This is a genomic window from Rickettsia akari str. Hartford (assembly GCF_000018205.1).
In the GTDB taxonomy this organism is placed as follows: Bacteria; Pseudomonadota; Alphaproteobacteria; order Rickettsiales; family Rickettsiaceae; genus Rickettsia; species Rickettsia akari.
Map to the genome: position 1 here is coordinate 145,121 of NC_009881.1, position 17,447 is coordinate 162,567.

Consider the following 17,447-nt stretch of genomic DNA (forward strand, 5'->3'; position numbering starts at 1 on the left):
AGAATATGCAGAGTAACTTATTAAAAGTTTTCGGAGTACTTGCTATAGTCGCAACGTTAGTTTGCTTTATTTTTGCAGTACTTGGTATGATAGGAGCAGTAAAAGTCGGTGACGGTTGCTACATGAGATATGCTCCGGACGGTAAAGGAGGTTCAGATTCAATAACGGGTACTATAACTCTTAATGCTAATGCTAATTATGTAAATACTTCTAAGATATTGCCCGACGGTACGACTCAGCTTATTCCTGATCCCAATCATTATGGTGAATGGTTAAATACTCAGGTACTGGTAGAAAAAAGCCAACCGGTGAATTTACAAGTGGTCGGTCAGGTTAGTTTATGTTTAGCTTATGTACCAAAAGATAATTTACAATTTACTGAAAGTACAAGGCCTGGTAAGTCTAATTTAGACGATAAAGGTAACATGATTCCGATTCCTCGTATTACCGATGCAAATAATCCTCCTCTCTCTCTAATAATGGATGCAAAAAATAATGAATGGCGTAATATTGCCGAATTATACGCTAATGATAGAGTTTTAGTTTCCGTATCTCCTAATTTTGCCAATACGGATGCTACAGTTGAGGATGCTTTTAAAGATGATAAGGTTACGAAAGATTGTTCCCAAGGCAAAACTGCTTATGAGTCGATTTGTGGAAAATATTCTATTTATTCCGGTAAATATGTTAATGCTTGCGAACTGAAGCAAAATTATTGGCAAGGTAATAAGCATCGGGAAACATGTTATTGTTTTTTGGGATGTATTTATCCAGAAAATGTTCCACCGTTGGTATGTGAAGCTGCTAATGTCTCTTTTCATTGTTGCATTGGTTTTACATGTGACTCCTTACCTGCTTGGATAAATCATGAGGGCGACATGCCGGAGGCTTATAAAGATGACGGTAGTTTTACCTTTAGCTGGTCGAATAATTCCAGTAATTTATTTATTGATTATGCGGGACTTCAATGTTCTAATAACGCCAATATTCCTCCAAACGGTAAATGTCCTGATATTGTCGAGAATCGTAGTCCTAAGGATAAAGATTATATTGGAGGTGTAAATTGTACTTCCGGCATATGTCAGGATGGAGATTTTCAAAAGAATCGAAGATTTTGGTATACAGCGGACGGTAAAGGAGGCAAAGGACCAACTGGATTGATATATCAAATGAATGATTCAGGTTCTGTAAGTCAAGCTCTACCTTCTAAGCTAGAATTTGCTGAGTTTGTTGCGGAGACAGAGCAACCGCATGACTATAAAGATAAAGACGGTAAATATTTATATAAAGTTATATATAATAGACCCTTTAACAGTAATATTGAAAAAAGCTATTTACAATATAGGCTTTGGTCTCCCGCTTCACAAGATGCTAGTAAGAATACGGGAGGATACGTTTTAAATATTAAACAGACTAAATGCTATAGAGAGAATGGTAATAGTTTTAACGATACTTTTGATGATCGGGGACGAGTGCAATACATCATAGTCAAGCCTTCGGAAAACCCGAATACTAGCGGTAAAACATATTCACCTCAAGGTATTAGCGTTGATAGTGACGGTAAATATAACTTTAACGCAAATGAGGCTGGTTATATATGGATGAAAATTCTAAATGATCCTAGTAATAATTTAAGGGACTATAAAGATAGTGAAGGTAGCTATAAAGTACATTTCTCAACATCCTTAAAAGTAGGAAGTTTTACTATTAAAGTAATGAATCCGTTACTTCAGTTATTTAAAACTAAAGTGCAAGGAGCAGCTACTTCTATTTTTAAAAATATGGTATGTTATAAAGCCACTGATAATGCATCATGTACTAACTTTTTTACCTATATTAAAGCGATTTTAATTCTATATGTGATGACTTATGGAGCAATGTTCTTGCTTGGTTTCGCTAAGATAAACCAAAAAGAGCTAGTAATTAGAATAGCAAAAATTGGGGTAGTTAGCGGACTTATGAACGGTAATACCTTTGAATTTTTCAATAACTATCTTTTTGATGCAATTACTAATTTTTCAGACGCAATTATTGCTAATATGAGTGGATATAGTTTGTTTACTTCTACTAATACTATTTCTAATCCTTTCATGTTTTTAGATGCAGTAATGAGTAAAGTATTTTTTAGTCAAACCTTTATCGCTCAATTACTTTCACTTCTTTCTCTTGGGCTTAGCGGTATTATATATTTTATAATTACTTTTATTGCGGTTGGTATAGTAATTATTACGGCACTTAGAGCTGTTGCCGTTTATATTATGGCATTTATGGCAACTTGTATATTAATCGGTATAGCCCCTTTATTTATTAGTTTCTTATTATTTGATTTTACTAGGTATTTATTTGATAATTGGGTTAGGTTTACAATCCGCTATATGATAGAACCGGTAGTTATGATGGCAGGTATTATAGTGCTAACCCAGCTATTTACCATTTATCTAGATTTTGTTTTAGGTTATAGCGTTTGTTGGAAATGTGCTTTACCGATAAAAATTCCGTTTATCGGTACTATTTTACCTATTGCATTGCTGAATGTACCTATCTTCTGTATTAATTGGTTTGCCCCTTGGGGAATGGATTATATGTCGGGTATGATGGGAGTAAATATGCAAAATATCGTAGCTCTAGTTATTATTGCTTACGGTATGTATGGTTATGTCGAATTTTCAGGGCGTATGGTAGCAAAATTAACTAGTGCTGCCGGTCCTTCTGCTACTGACATTGGTGGTAGAATGTCTCATGATGCAGGACAAAAAGCATTAAGTCCAATAGGAATGGATGATAAAACAAGACAAGGTATTACCAGCAGAGCAGCAGCACGATTAAAACAACGCAATAAGACATTAGATCAAGCTGAAAAAAATAGGAAAAATACGCCAAAAGAAGGGGGTGAAAAGACAAATGAAGAACCACCTAAACCTGAAACACTAAAATAGATGGTGAATCGAAAATCGTCATTGCGAGTGGGTATTAGTGTTGTTGCATTGCTAGTGTTATGTCATTCACGCTTCCGCATTTTTCAAGCCATGCAACAACGCCTTTGGTTGCTCGCAATGACAAAAAATAAAAACCACGGTATGATTTGTTGGATAACAATTTAAAATTATGAAAATTCTTAAGAGTTTAGTTTTATTAGTTTTGTTTATGGCGATTCCAGCTAAAGCTGATGATGCTTTTTCATGGATGTCAACCAGTTTTGGTGGATTAAAAAGCTTATTCGGTTGTTTAGAAGTGCCTAAATTTACAAGTTTTAAAGATGGTAATATAGGAATTAGTTTATCTACAGCCGGAACTTGGCAATCAACAGGTAATACTGTTGAGAAAGGTAAATTGTTAAAAATAAACTGGTCTACTTCAGGTCTTACTCCTGAACCTAGAAAATATCTAGTATTATATAGAATTGATCCAAGGTTTAGTACGCCGCAAGTTTTCATTAAAACTTATAATTATTCTAAATTACAATTTGAAGCTTTAAGATTTCCGCGTTTTGTTATGGACAATAACAGTGCAACACCGGGGGCTATACCGCCTGATAAAGACCTTGATGCACTGTCATTTACTAAAATGTCTGATTCTGTTAAATATTTTGACTATTCTGACAGTAATTCGCGCATTAAAGTTAAGGCCGGTGATGTAGTAAATATTAGTTTAGTTGGTAAAGATAATTTTTTTAGCCCTAATACTCTAGATAATATTTTAACACAGGAACTGGATAGTTCAATATTTGCTGCTTCTGCACTTTATACTCAAAGTAACCTTGGAAATTTTGACAATAGAATAATTTATTCATCTGCAAAGGAAGTATGTGATCTTATAGACGCTTCAAGAAATCCTGATAAACCAAGCGGGTGTAGCGGTACTGGCTCAGCTACAAAATATAAAAGTATAAATAGTAACGAAGCATTAGTCGGCAAACCTATGATAACGGGAGCGGTACAAAATTTAATGGGCTTAATTAATTCTTGTCCTGCTAATGCCGGTATAAATACTAGCCCTGCTTGCTATTACGATCAAGGTAGAGGGATGATAATTAAAGTAGGCGGGCAGGTTATTAAGGAACGAGATCAGAGTTTTGTAAATTCTGGTAGTACTCAAAGTAGCTTTATATATTATCAAGCCACTAGCGGCGGTACTATGGATTTTACTAGCGATTGGCAAGTTAATAACATGTTTAGTAATTCAGTTTTAATGCGTGATTGGAGCCAAAATTTTTCAAATTATGCTAATTTTGTGGATTATATAAATAAGAATGATTGGTCAGCTAATTTTTTATATTTTGGTCGTTATTCGATGATTGTTGAAATAGGTAACGGGACAAATTCAATTAGTCCAGGTGATCAGCAAAATATAAGTTTAGAATATTTCATAACATCTGATGGTACGTTACCTGATCCATCTGTTCGTGGTACGCCGGTAGATTATAACTTTGCTGCTGATGCACCGCAAGATGGATATTTGTGGTTAAGGGTGGTAAATCCTAATAGTAATATACACGGGGTAGTTAGTGTAAATTATGCTAATTATACTGGTACAACTTGGTTTTCTGATATAATATATAATGGTGCTATTAAACCTATTACCGATCAGTTTAGAACTTTTAGTCAGCACTTTTATATTAAGTTAATTAATAATTCTGCAGTGCAGAATATAGCTAAAGCTGCATTGACTCTTTATGTTACTATATTTGGTCTAATGTTTGTTGCGGGAGCATTAAAATTAACTGCCATAGAAGTGATAACACGTATATGCAAAATAGCTATAGTAGCTTTTTTAATTAGAGAAGAAAGTTGGCGCTTTTTTAATACATACTTCTTTAGTGCATTTACTAACGGTATTGATTTCTTTGTAACTAACGTAGTAGGTGCTACAAGCTCTAGATCTAATATTTTTGGTTTTATTGATCCTATATTTGATAAATATACTAACGGTAGGATTTGGGGATTATTATTTATTGAATTATTACAAATACATAATGGTTTAGCATTTATTGCTATTATAACCATTTATTCACTTATTACTTATTTTAGAGCTATTTTAGAAGTGATAATAGGCTATGTTATGGCATTCATAGGGCTAACTGTTATGATTTCATTAGCACCGTTTTTCATAATATTAATGTTATTTGAAAAAACTAAAAGTTTATTTGATAATTGGATATCGACATTGCTTAGCTATGTAGTGCAGCCGACAATATTATTGATTTTCTTTTTATTGATAGATCAGGTTTTATCTGAGCAGCTTTTAAAAGTAGTAGTTAGAGCTTGTTGGGATACTCTGATACCAATCAAAATAGGGCTTGATTTAACACATCTTGGTATTCCGATTAATTTCTCTTTTACATTACCGTTCTTACCAGGAATACCTTTCTATGTACCGGATGTACCGGAAATTAGTCGCTCTAATCTTCTAACGAACAATGCTAATACTTTCTTAGTATTGTTTACTACGGCTTTATTATTTTATTCATATTGCTTGATGTCATATGGTTTAGTAAGCTTTGTAAATATAGTAGTCGGAATGCTTACAAATGTTACACCGGCACGAATATCAGGAAATTATCAAGAACGTTCTGATCCTGTGGGCGCTGTTATGAAGGATATAGGTTCGGTAACAAAACCGATTAAAAGGGTGGCTATGGCTCCGGGTAGAATTTTCAAAGATAAGATAATTGATCAAAATTATAAGGCTAGAAAACCGGAAGGAGGTGGTGAATTTACACATAAATTCCTTGCCGAACGTAATGATGTATCGAAGAAAGAGGCAGAGAGAAAGTAACAAAATTGTTTTAGTGTAATCCCGCGATTTAAAAAATCGTCATTGCAAGCAGATCGTCATTGCAAGCAGCAGTAGGATGGTACGTCAATCTCATGAAATAATCACAAATTCCTGAGATTGTTCTGTTAAAACTTACAGTTTTTCCTCGCAATGACGGTAAAATTGAGACATATAGAAATAACTTAAAATGAACAAAAATATTTTTATTACATTATTAGTATCGCTATTGCTGCTTTCCGGTTGTACCGGCGATACTTGTATTGACCCTGATGATTTCGGTTTTATCAAATTCAATGTCTCTTCTCGATATAATCCAGAAGAAATTACTTCAAGAGATGAAGGTGATCAGGTAGTACCATGGCGTGATAGTGCTTATAAAGTAAATGGTTATCCTTTAACCGTTATGGTAAGACCGTGGAGTTATATACTTGGCGATAAAAATACTTCAGGTCAGTTATCTGCATGGTGTCCATGGTACGGTCAGAAAAATAACACAACTACTTTGGCTGCGTTTTGCGTTAAGCTACAACCGTGCACTTTTTGGGATAATGCTAGACTTGATATGTGTACTCCTAATCCCGCAAATCAAAGTGACGCAATGATTAGTAATCCTCCATGTATAATGACAGACGGTGTAGGGCTTTATTTTCTTATTGCTGCTAAAAATACCGATCCCAATATTTCACCGGATTCACAGCGTAAACCACAAGGTATAACTCAGCATTTAGGAGAGCTGACTTCGAGTGTAGGCTATGAATTTTATAGTGTTAGTAGTACAGGACAATTCTTGAAAGCCGGCGGTATAAATTATCAATATAAAGGTCAGGAGAAGTCAAAATATGCTCAATCTCCTCTTTATTTTAAGATTATAGATAAATTTTATAATGATAATAGCGGGCAATATAGATTAGTAATCAAATCTGGAGTTACTGATACTAGACCCGATCCGCTACAATTTTTAACGGATTTAATAAAAAGAGTATTATTTGGTAAGGATGGGATTATAAAGAAAACTTATCAACAAATAATTGATACGCCGGGTTATAGGATGAGTGTCTCGGCTATTTTAACGCTATATATAATGTTTACGGGCTTTTCCTTTTTAATAGGTAATATAAACCTTACTCATGTCGAACTTATAGTTAGAATATTAAAAGTTAGTATAGTCTCAATATTATTAAGTACGGATAAAGCTTGGACCTTTTTTCATGATTATTTATTCGTATTTTTTATTGACGGGGTTCAGCAAATACTACAAATAATTAATGAAGCTGCGGCTACCGGTCCTGGTTCTCAAAGTTTGCTGGGGTTACTTATCGCTCCTCAAACTTTATCTAAATTATTTTCTTTACTATTTGTTGATTGGCTTGGTTTTATATATATCATTCTATATTTGATAGCCCTATATTTCCTTTTCTTTCTTATATTTAAAGCTACTATTATCTATCTAACCGCTCTTATAACTATTGGTATGATTATAATTATGGGACCGATATTTATTTGTTTCATGTTGTTTAATATCACTCGTTCGTTATTTGAGAATTGGTTAAGACAATTAATATCATATGCATTACAGCCTATAATTTTATTTGCCGGTATCGCTTTTATTTCAATGATCATCAGAACTGAAATATATTCAACGCTTGGTTTTGGGGTATGTAAACATGATTTTCCTAATTTAGGTCCGATAAATGAAATATTCGGTAGTTTTCTTGAGGATATAGATCCAAGCCTTGGTAATTCAATATTTTATTGGTGGTTTCCTGTACCAATGAAAGGAGGTATAAATAATTTCCACAAAGCAAAGATATTAGTTCCCGGAGATCATATAATAGTAGATGATACTTGTAAGAATGATCATGATAAATGTAAGCATTGTGCTGCGTATGAGTGTATAGATGAACGCTATATTGAATTACCGTTTTTAGATTTAGTTAAAGATGCAAAAAGGATTAGTAATTTTATAAACGGGAAATTTGTCCAACTTGATGGGATATTACTAATTTTTGTGTCTATTTATTTGCTAAGTAAATTTAACGATACTGCTATATCGACGGCACAATTTATTTCCGGTACTTCAGGTAATTTAACAGACATACAAAAAGTTAATCAGCAATCTTATGAATATGCAGCGAAGCAAATGAATAGACCGCTAAGTTATGTGGCTAAGATGGTAGGTGCACCCGTAACTAGCCGTGTAAATGCAATGCAAGAGCAAGCTAGCATGTTCTTTGCCGAGAAATTTGAAAATATGATGATGGGAAGGCTTGAAAAGCAAGCTCTCGGTTCTTCAGCAAACAAAGCCGTACAAAATGAGGTTAAAAGAAAATACGGTATAGATTTTAAAGATGTAAAAATGAATGCTATTACTGATTATGAAAACGGTATTTCAGGATTGTTAAAGAATTTACCTAAAGGGAATGAATTAAAAGCAAAAGAACTATCGAAAATGAAATTTACTCAGCTTCGAGATAAAATTGCTGCAAATAAATATGGAGTGAAAGATTATACCGCTTTAAGTAAAGAACAAAAAACAGAGCTTGATAAGTCCTTAAAAGATGCTAACTTACGTGAACTTGCTAGTGATGCGAACTTTACTAAAGATTATCAAGATGCTTATAAGTATGCTCACCAAGAAATGTCAGGGCGAGGTGTTGGTCTGTTCGGTAAGAATATAGGAGTGCTTAGAATCTGGCAAGAGATGGAGCATCGTGTTGATACAAAACGTAAATTAAAAGAAGAAAAGCGTGTAGGTATAGGCGAAAAAATATATGCAGGTTATACAGGAATAAAAAGAGGAGCTTTAACTGCAATAGTTGGTAAAGATTTACGTGATGCTTATGAGGGTAATCTAACCAGTGCTGAATGGCATGATTTTGAATATAACGATCCAAGGCTTAGAACTTATAGCGAAAAATTAAAAGATAATGACAAAGCACGGGAACGTGAAGAACTCAAAATGCATATTAATAAAGAAACGTTAGCTGCTCAGGCAGATATATTATCACCAGAATATCTAGCAAGACTAGAAAAAGCAGGTAGACAGAGTGATGTTGAGTATTATCAAGAATTAGCTTACAGAAAGCTTATGCATGATGTGCATGGTATGTTATTCGAGGAAGGTAAACCGGTAATGATGGGCGACAGATTTATGCGTGAGAAAGCTACTGATTCTCAGATGCGAGATATGATAGATAACGCTCACAGAAAACATGCAGAATTTATAGAGGGAGATCGATATATTCGTCGCCAAGAGCATTATGATATTATGCACGAGAAAGCTGAAGGAAATTTAGAACAAACGTATAAAGAGCTTAAAGATCATTTCAAAAGAGATCAGATCAACATTGAGGAAATACCGGAATTAATAGCCCAAAAGATCAAAGATACTGAGCAGGGACCTGAAGTAGACGCAAAGATTACGGAAGAGCTTAATAACTTTAATGCTGATGTTAAAAATTATGAATATAGCACTGAAGTATTAAATAAAATAGAGGACAGAAAGCAAGCTATTACCGATGAAGTCAATGCTCAGATCGATCAGATTAATAAATATAGGGAAAATGCCAAAATGGAAAAATATGTGAGGCCAATAGTAAATGAAGGCAGAAAACTAAGAAAATTAGAAGATCATTTAAGAAATATGAATTAGTAAAAGATATATATTTAGAATAGTTGTTTGCTTTAGTAATAAAGTTAATCAATACTTTTGAGGTATAGTTATGAATAAAGCAAAAATATTTATGAATGGTCACAGTCAAGCAGTAAGATGACTCAGGAATTTCGTTTCTCAGTTAAAGAAGTTAGTGTTATTCCTTTAGGAAAAGGAATAGTATTACAGCCTCTGCCTAACAGTTGGAAAGATGTTTTTCAGGAAATGGCTTAAATTTCTAGTGATGATGTTTTTGCTGATGGAAGAAAAGATTTACCACAACAAAAAAGGAAATATTTTGAATGATCTACATGCTTGACACTAATATTTGTGTTTATGCAATTAATAAACAGCCTGATTCTTATCATAATAATTTAGCATTACTGGCAAAAAATAATACTATTGCTATTTTATCAATAGTATTAGCAAAATTTCAATATGGTGTTTCTAAAAGTAAGAAAAAAGAGCAAAATCAAAACAAATTTGATGTTTTTTTAAGTAGATTAGAAATAATAGATTTTTCCATGTACTTTTTATTATGGAGAATTACGTACGGAACTTGAGCAAAATGTTCTAATAATAGGAAAGAATGATTTGCTATAATTGCAAGTCATGTTAAAATGCAACTTTAGTTACTAATAATATAAAAGCATTTAAGCGTATACCTAATTTAATTTTAGAAAATTTGGATAAATAACAAAATACACTGTGGTGGTAATGCTACTTACACATTTCCTATTAAGAATCTTTTTCAATTTTTCCTTTATTAATTAACTTATATATTATCTAATTAAGTTAGTGATTAATTTATTAAGAGGTTTATGAAGAAACAACATATAATAAACGAGACTTTTTTAGATGCAATTCTAGCTGAGAAATTAGGTACTACTTATACTCATCCGAGAGAAATCAACGATCCTGACTTTGATGAAGCAGCACAGCATTTCATCGATCTATTACTTAGAGCCAACGGCTTTAAGCCTGTTAAAACTGCAGTAGTACATCCAATCGATAAAGAATCATTACTCGGTGCAGTTAGAGCGGCACAATTTAATGTAATAAAACCGGTCTTGATTGGTCCGCAACATAAAATTGAATCAGTAGCAAAAGTTAATAATGTCGATCTTGAGGATTATCAAGTAATTAATGTTAAGCATAGCCACGAAGCAGCAAAAAAAGCCGTAGAGCTTGCAAAGAAAAGAGAAGTTGCGGCTATTATGAAAGGGTCGCTTCATACTGATGAGCTTATGTCTGAGGTAGTTCATAAGGAGAATGGACTACGTACCGAACGCCGTATAAGTCATGCTTTCTTAATGGCAGTTGCTACCTTTCCAAAACCGTTCATTATTACCGATGCTGCTATTAATATTCGTCCTACTCTAGAAGATAAGCGTGATATAGTGCAGAATGCTATTGATCTAATGCATATGATTAAAAAAGACAAGCAGGTTAGAGTTGCGGTATTGTCAGCAGTTGAGACGGTAACCTCCGCAATCCCTACAACCCTTGACGCAGCTGCTTTATCGAAAATGGCAGATCGAGGGCAAATTACGAATGCTATAGTTGATGGACCGCTTGCGTTTGATAATGCTATATCTTTATTTGCTGCAGAAGCAAAAGGCATTAGCTCTTCAGTTTCAGGAAATGCCGATATATTAGTAGTACCCGATCTTGAATCAGGCAATATGCTTGCAAAGCAGCTAAAATATTTGGGTCACGCAGTTATGGCTGGTATCGTTCTTGGGGCCCGTGTGCCTATTATTTTAACAAGTAGAGCAGATCCAATGGATATGCGTGTTATTGCCTGTGTGCTTGCTTCATTTATTTATAATCATACTAAGGCGAAGCTACATAGCCAATCAGGTAGATAATATGAAAGATGTTATTTTAATAGCTAATGCCGGCTCATCTAGTTTAAAAATTTCTATTTTTGAAATTCAGAATAAACAAGTTAAGGATAAAATTTATAATATTTTTTTAGAAAAGAACGACAATAAAATATTATGTTATATAAATAAAAAACAGGAATCTGCTACCGATATTAAAGATGATGCTATTGAAATGATGATTGATCTTTTTGAAGATTGGTGGAAAAAACAAGAGAATCTCAATTTAATTGCAACCGGTCACCGTATTGTCCATGGCGGGAAAAATTTTAATAAACCGGTTATTGTTAATGAAAAAGTGAGTGAAGATTTGAGAGTATTAATACCTCTAAACCCTTTGCATCAACCTTATAATTTGCAGGTACTGGATTTATTTCTTCAAAAATATAAAGAAATCGTGCATATAGCATGTTTTGATACGTCGTTTCATTTTACCAATCCGCCTATTACAAAAGCTTTCGGTTTACCGAAAAAATATTATGCTAAAGGGATAATTCGTTACGGTTTTCATGGATTATCATATAAATATGTTAGTAGCCATTTTAAAGAAATGACTAAGGAAGATTTACCTATAAAGACTATTATAGCTCACTTAGGAAGTGGTAGTAGTCTATGTGCTATTAAAAACGGTCTTAGTCTAACAAGTTCTATGGGCTTTAGCGTACTCGACGGTGTTATGATGGGTACAAGGACAGGTAACATCGATCCCGGAATAGTGTTGTATCTTATCGATCATGAGAAAATGACTACGAAAGAAATAACCGAGTTATTATATAAGAAGTCGGGGTTACTCGGTATATCCGGCGAAAGCTCCGATATTCGTACTTTGCTTGCCAGTAACTCACCTGATGCTAAATTTGCTATAGATTTATTCGTGTATCGCATTGTCCTTGAAATAGGTAAGTTAACTGCTGCACTTGAGGGGATTGATGGTCTAATTTTTACCGCCGGTGTCGGACAGAATTCTGCTGTAATACGTGAGATGATTAGCGCAAAACTTTCATGGCTAGGCATTAAAATAGATGATACAAAAAACCAAAAAAACGAGCATTTAATAAGTACTGAAAGCAGTAAGGTTAAAGTTTTTGCTGTGCCGACAAACGAAGAGCTAATCATCGCTGAGGAAGTGATAAAGTTTTTATAACACAAATTAGTTAATTTTTAATTATTTATATCTTTATATTTTCTTTATTAACTTTTTTTTGAAATACAATATATGCAAGTATAGATATATTTTGAACTTGCATTTGGGAGGAAGTTATGTCGGAAGATTTTGATAAAAAGAAAGCAGAAAAACAGATAAATTAAAAATAATAAGATAAATCATATAATGATGCAATGAAAAAAGATTCTAGAGTTGGTTTATTCAGAGGCAAGTTATAGCTAAAAACGCAGCAGCAGCTTATAAGAAAGCATTAAAAATAGAGCAGCAAGCAAAAGAAACAGGTATTAGTTTAGATCAAGATGCTATGAGACTCTTAGAGAAAATAAAAAGTCATTATATAGAAGCTGCTCAGAAAGCAGAATTTCAAAAATTCCAAAGCGATCAAGCTCATAAAACGAATCAACAAAAAGCTGAAGCATTTAGGAGTGGTGCAACAGCTGCTGCTAAAAAAACAAAGAAAAGAAAATGATAGGACAGGTTGGTGTGGTAAATAATTAAATTATAATTTTATTGTATTAATTGGTACTGGCTACTATTTTAAGCGTATGTCTATACTTCACGCTACAATCCTAACCGTTTTTCCTGAAATGTTTCCTGGGACTCTAGGGGATTCTTTAGCAGGGCAAGCACTGAAGAAAAATATTTGGTCGTATGACGTTATCAATATTCGGGATTTCGGTCTAACTAAGCATAAAAATGTTGATGATGAAGCTTATGGTGGCGGTGACGGGCTTATAATGCGTCCTGATGTACTTGGTAACGCTATAGAACACGCTTTATCTTTAAATCCTAATGCTAGCATTTACTATCCTTCACCTCGCGGTAGAGTCTTTACTCAAAGCTTTACTAAGGAGATGTTAAAAAATAAAAACCTTATATTCTTATGTGGACGTTACGAAGGGATTGACGAACGTGTAATTGAAGAGTATAATGTTGAAGAAATTAGTGTAGGAGACTACATTTTATCCGGCGGAGAAATACCTACTCTCGCCATTCTCGATTGCTTAATTAGACTACTGCCAGGTGTTTTAATGAACCAAAATACCTTATCTTCCGAGTCTTTTGAAGAAGACGGGGAATTTAAAGGCGGGCTTGAATGCAGTTTATATACAAGACCTAAAATTTGGCGTGGTCGAGCTGTACCGAGTGTTTTATTATCCGGTAACCACAAGCTAATTAATGAGTGGAAAAAAGAGCAATCACGTATGATTACTAAATTACGCCGTCCGGAGTTACTTAAAGATTTATAGAGTTAAGGAGTAAAAATGAATATTATTGACCACTTTGAACAGGAAAATATTGCAAAGCTTACTGCAAATAAACAAATTCCTGATTTTAAAGCCGGCGATACAGTTAAGGTCACTGTTAAAGTTCTTGATAGATCTATTGAGAAAGACGGTAAGGAAAAATTAACGGAACGGTTTCAAGCTTATGAAGGTTTAGTCATCGCAAAAAGAAATCGCGGTATTACTTCGTCTTTCTTAGTACGTAAAATTAGCCATGGTGAAGGTGTCGAAAGACGCTTTATGACTTACTCGCCGATAGTACACTCTATTAATGTAGTAAAATACGGAGTAGTGCGTCGTGCTAAACTTTATTATTTAAGAAATAGAAGCGGTAAGTCGGCTAGAATTAAAGAGCGACATATCCATATTGCTAAAACCAAAACAGTGAAAGCTTAAATATACTCGGTGAATTTCAAAAATTGGATATGTCGTTCTACAAGATTTGCGGTTATTCGCGTATTAAGTAGCTGCTGCCGCTCCGAGGACTTTGAACTCTTTGCTCTTTTTAAAATTGACATTCTTCTACCGATTCTTCATTTACTCAATACGTCATTGCGAGTGACTGAAGGCGTTGTTGCATGAATTGAACAACCTACTCGATGTCATTCCCGCGTAGGTGGGAATCTAGTGTAAAGCGAGATAATCAAGCTTTTAATTTCAAAAATTTGCTGTATTTATGTATTTTTTCTGAATTCCCGCCTTTGCTGGAATGACATAGGCGGCTGAGGATAATTCTACATTTCCATTCCAATGACGATATGCAAGCAAACCTACTAAATCCCTAAAGTATCTCTATAAAGTTCAAGCATAGCATCCTGCTCGGCAAGTTTATCTTTATCCAATTTCTTTAGTTTCAATATAGATTTCATAGCTTTAACATCAAAACCATGCGCAGAAGCATCTTGGAAAATATCTTTTACTTCTTGAGACAAATCAGCTTTTTCTTGTTCCAATCTTTCTATTTTGCTTATATATTGCTCTAATTGTTCTTTTACTACTACTTCTGACATAAAAAAATCGTTTAACCTTTTTGAATTTACTATATAATACAGATATGCTACTTATCTTTCAAGAATTGTTCTTGCATGTTATTAAGGATTCGCATCCTCACCTATTCAGTATAGGCTGTGGGTGCCTGACCTCTAAAATAAAATTCAATTCTTGAAATATCAGCAGTATATAACTGTTATTCAATGAAATATTAATAATGCAAATTTATCCTTTAAGACTTTTACCTAATAAAATCGATTTTGATTTTATGAACTTTAAAGCAGTTAGTTACAGTTTCTCAATTATTTTATCACTCATTAGCTTTATTTGGATCGGTATATATAAATTTAATTTCGGTATTGATTTTGCCGGCGGTATAGTTATTGAAGTAAGGCTTGATCAAGCTCCTGATTTACCAAAAATGCGAGGGGTTCTAGGTGAGCTTGGAATAGGTGAGGTGGTCTTACAGAATTTTGGTAGTGAGCGTGATTTATCGATTAGATTCGGTATTAGTAGCGAAGAAAATCTCATGAAAAATATTGAGTTAATTAAAGCATCTTTGCAAAGTAGTTTTCCGTATAAGTTTGAATATCGTAAGGTAGATTTTGTTGGTCCGCAAGTAGGTAGGCAGCTAATAGAAGCGGGTGCTATGGCTATGCTGTCCTCTTTCTTAGCTATTATGGTTTATATTTGGGTGCGTTTTGAGTGGTATTTCGGTCTTGGTATACTTATCGCCTTAGTGCATGATGTAATACTCGCTCTTGGGTTTATGAGTATAACAAAGCTTGATTTTAACTTAAGCACTATCGCAGCAGTGTTAACTATTATAGGTTATTCCGTTAATGATTCGGTAGTAATATATGATAGGATTAGAGAAAATTTGCGTAAATATCATAAAAAAAATATCACGGAAATTATAAATTTAAGTATCAATGAGACTTTATCAAGAACGATTTTAACAGTAATTACCACGCTACTTGCCAATTTAGCACTTATGCTTTTCGGCGGTGAGGCAATCCGTAGTTTTAGCGTCCTTGTATTTTTTGGGATAATAGCCGGTACTTATTCGTCAATTTTTATCTCTGCCCCGATACTTACAATGTTCGCTAATAGGAAGTTTAATAACAAAGTAATAGAAAGGTAAAAAATCGTCATTGCAAGCAGGCATCGCCTGTGTGGCTAGTTTTTTTGTCATTGCGAGGCAGTTTACAATAGGTAAATTGACGAAGTAATCCAGTAAAAAGTTCTGATTTAAAGAATTTGTTATTATTTTTTCTGGATTGCCACTAAGCCTATGGCTGCTCGCAATGATAATTTTCGAACCACGCTTGTCTTGCCTCACAATGACGTTTTTAAGCCATAACGAGAATAGTTTATGCTAAAAGAAGAAGACAAAATTTTTACTAACCTACATGGGGGGCAAATCCATGATTTGAAATCTAGCAAGAAGCGAGGCGATTGGGATAATACTAAAGCTTTACTTGATAAAGGTAGAGACTTTATCATTGAAGAGATCAAGAAATCAGGGCTTAGAGGGCGGGGCGGTGCCGGATTTTCTACCGGTATGAAATGGTCGTTTATGCCCAAAAATTCAGAGAAGCCTTGCTATTTAGTAGTAAATGCCGACGAGTCTGAGCCTGGTACTTGTAAGGATCGTGATATATTAAGGTTTGAGCCGCACAAATTAATAGAAGGTTGCTTGCTTGCAAGCTTTGCTATAGGAGCGAATAATTGCTATATCTATATTAGAGGTGAGTTTTATAATGAAGCTTCTAATATTCAGCGTGCCTTAGATGAGGCTTATAAAGACAGGTTAATAGGAAAGAATGCTTGCGGTTCAGGGTTTGATTGTAATATTTATTTACACCGTGGGGCAGGGGCTTATATTTGCGGTGAGGAAACGGCATTACTTGAAAGCTTAGAGGGTAAAAAAGGCATGCCTCGTTTAAAGCCGCCTTTTCCTGCCGGATTTGGTCTATATGGCTGCCCGACTACTATAAATAATGTTGAGTCTATCGCAGTAGTGCCGACCATTTTAAGACGAAGAGCTAGTTGGTTTGCTTCTATCGGTAAGCCTAACAATACCGGTACTAAGATTTTCTGCATATCTGGGCATGTTAATAAGCCTTGCAATGTTGAAGAGGCAATGGGAATTTCGTTAAAAGAATTGATTGAGAAATATGCAGGTGGTGTTCGAGGCGGTTGGGATAATCTTAAAGCCATAATTCCAGGCGGTTCTTCCGTGCCTTTACTTCCTAAGTCATTATGTGAAGTGGATATGGATTTTGATAGTTTAAGAACCGTAGGTTCCGGCCTTGGTACAGGTGGTATTATAGTTATGGATAAATCTACCGACATTATTTATGCAATAGCACGCCTTAGTAAATTTTACATGCATGAATCATGCGGGCAATGTACTCCTTGCCGTGAAGGTACGGGCTGGATGTGGCGAGTTATGATACGTCTAGTTAAAGGTAATGCCAAAAAATCCGAGATCGACGAACTTCTTAATGTTACGAAAGAAATAGAGGGGCATACTATTTGTGCCTTAGGTGATGCGGCAGCTTGGCCAATCCAAGGGCTGATACGCCATTTTAGAAGCGAGATTGAGGATAGGATAAAGAGTTATAGCGTGGCAATCTCATGAAGTAATAAACTCCTGAGATTGCTTCGTCAATTACTTTGTAATGTCC

At 34.5% G+C, this 17,447-nt stretch carries 11 protein-coding genes and 2 pseudogenes; 12 read left to right on the plus strand and 1 reads right to left on the minus strand.

The features are described 5' to 3' along the window. Window positions 1-5: 5 nt before the first annotated feature. The 10 genes and pseudogenes from A1C_RS00730 (at window position 6) to rplS (ending at window position 14,160) form a co-directional block, all read left to right on the plus strand. Window positions 6-2,936: a TrbL/VirB6 family protein gene (locus A1C_RS00730; protein WP_012013360.1), complete on the plus strand. Its 2,931-nt coding sequence runs from the start codon at window positions 6-8 to the stop codon at window positions 2,934-2,936. Between the two features lie 169 nt (window positions 2,937-3,105). Further along, window positions 3,106-5,775, plus strand: coding sequence for a TrbL/VirB6 family protein (locus tag A1C_RS00735; protein ID WP_041816737.1), 2,670 nt, complete (start codon window positions 3,106-3,108; stop codon window positions 5,773-5,775). A 187-nt stretch (window positions 5,776-5,962) separates the two neighbouring features. After that, window positions 5,963-9,427 (plus strand): TrbL/VirB6 family protein, encoded by a 3,465-nt coding sequence (locus A1C_RS00740; RefSeq protein WP_012013362.1) that lies wholly within the window; start codon window positions 5,963-5,965, stop codon window positions 9,425-9,427. Between the two features lie 70 nt (window positions 9,428-9,497). Further along, window positions 9,498-9,733 (plus strand): annotated as a pseudogene (locus tag A1C_RS09360) (antitoxin). Continuing rightward, window positions 9,730-10,124: pseudogene (locus tag A1C_RS09365) on the plus strand (PIN domain-containing protein). The pseudogenes A1C_RS09360 and A1C_RS09365 overlap by 4 nt, the downstream one beginning before the upstream one ends. A gap of 124 nt (window positions 10,125-10,248) precedes the next feature. Further along, window positions 10,249-11,298, plus strand: coding sequence for a phosphate acetyltransferase (locus tag A1C_RS00750; RefSeq protein ID WP_012013365.1), 1,050 nt, complete (start codon window positions 10,249-10,251; stop codon window positions 11,296-11,298). A 1-nt stretch (window position 11,299) separates the two neighbouring features. Continuing rightward, a complete protein-coding gene (locus tag A1C_RS00755; RefSeq protein ID WP_012013366.1) occupies window positions 11,300-12,457 on the plus strand; it encodes an acetate/propionate family kinase in 1,158 nt (385 codons plus the stop codon). A gap of 358 nt (window positions 12,458-12,815) precedes the next feature. Beyond that, the gene (locus tag A1C_RS08335; protein ID WP_408635243.1) at window positions 12,816-12,947 is read left to right on the plus strand and encodes a tRNA (guanine-N1)-methyltransferase; all 132 of its coding nucleotides are present in this window, start codon (window positions 12,816-12,818) and stop codon (window positions 12,945-12,947) included. A gap of 76 nt (window positions 12,948-13,023) precedes the next feature. Further along, entirely contained in the window at window positions 13,024-13,728 is a 705-nt protein-coding gene (gene trmD, locus A1C_RS00765) for a tRNA (guanosine(37)-N1)-methyltransferase TrmD (RefSeq protein ID WP_012013368.1), read from the plus strand. A gap of 15 nt (window positions 13,729-13,743) precedes the next feature. Next, window positions 13,744-14,160, plus strand: a complete 417-nt coding sequence (gene rplS, locus A1C_RS00770; protein WP_012013369.1) for a 50S ribosomal protein L19 — start codon at window positions 13,744-13,746, stop codon at window positions 14,158-14,160. 377 nt (window positions 14,161-14,537) lie between these two features. On the opposite strand, the gene A1C_RS00775 is transcribed toward rplS, so the two are convergent. Continuing rightward, complete coding sequence (locus A1C_RS00775; RefSeq protein WP_012013370.1) at window positions 14,538-14,774, minus strand: DUF2312 domain-containing protein; 237 nt, start codon at window positions 14,772-14,774, stop codon at window positions 14,538-14,540. Window positions 14,775-14,971: 197 nt separating this feature from the next. Here A1C_RS00775 and secF point away from each other — a divergent pair, with 197 nt between their 5' ends. After that, window positions 14,972-15,898, plus strand: coding sequence for a protein translocase subunit SecF (secF, locus tag A1C_RS00780; protein ID WP_012013371.1), 927 nt, complete (start codon window positions 14,972-14,974; stop codon window positions 15,896-15,898). Between the two features lie 231 nt (window positions 15,899-16,129). Then, window positions 16,130-17,401 (plus strand): NADH-quinone oxidoreductase subunit NuoF, encoded by a 1,272-nt coding sequence (nuoF, locus tag A1C_RS00785; protein WP_012013372.1) that lies wholly within the window; start codon window positions 16,130-16,132, stop codon window positions 17,399-17,401. Window positions 17,402-17,447: the final 46 nt, after the last annotated feature.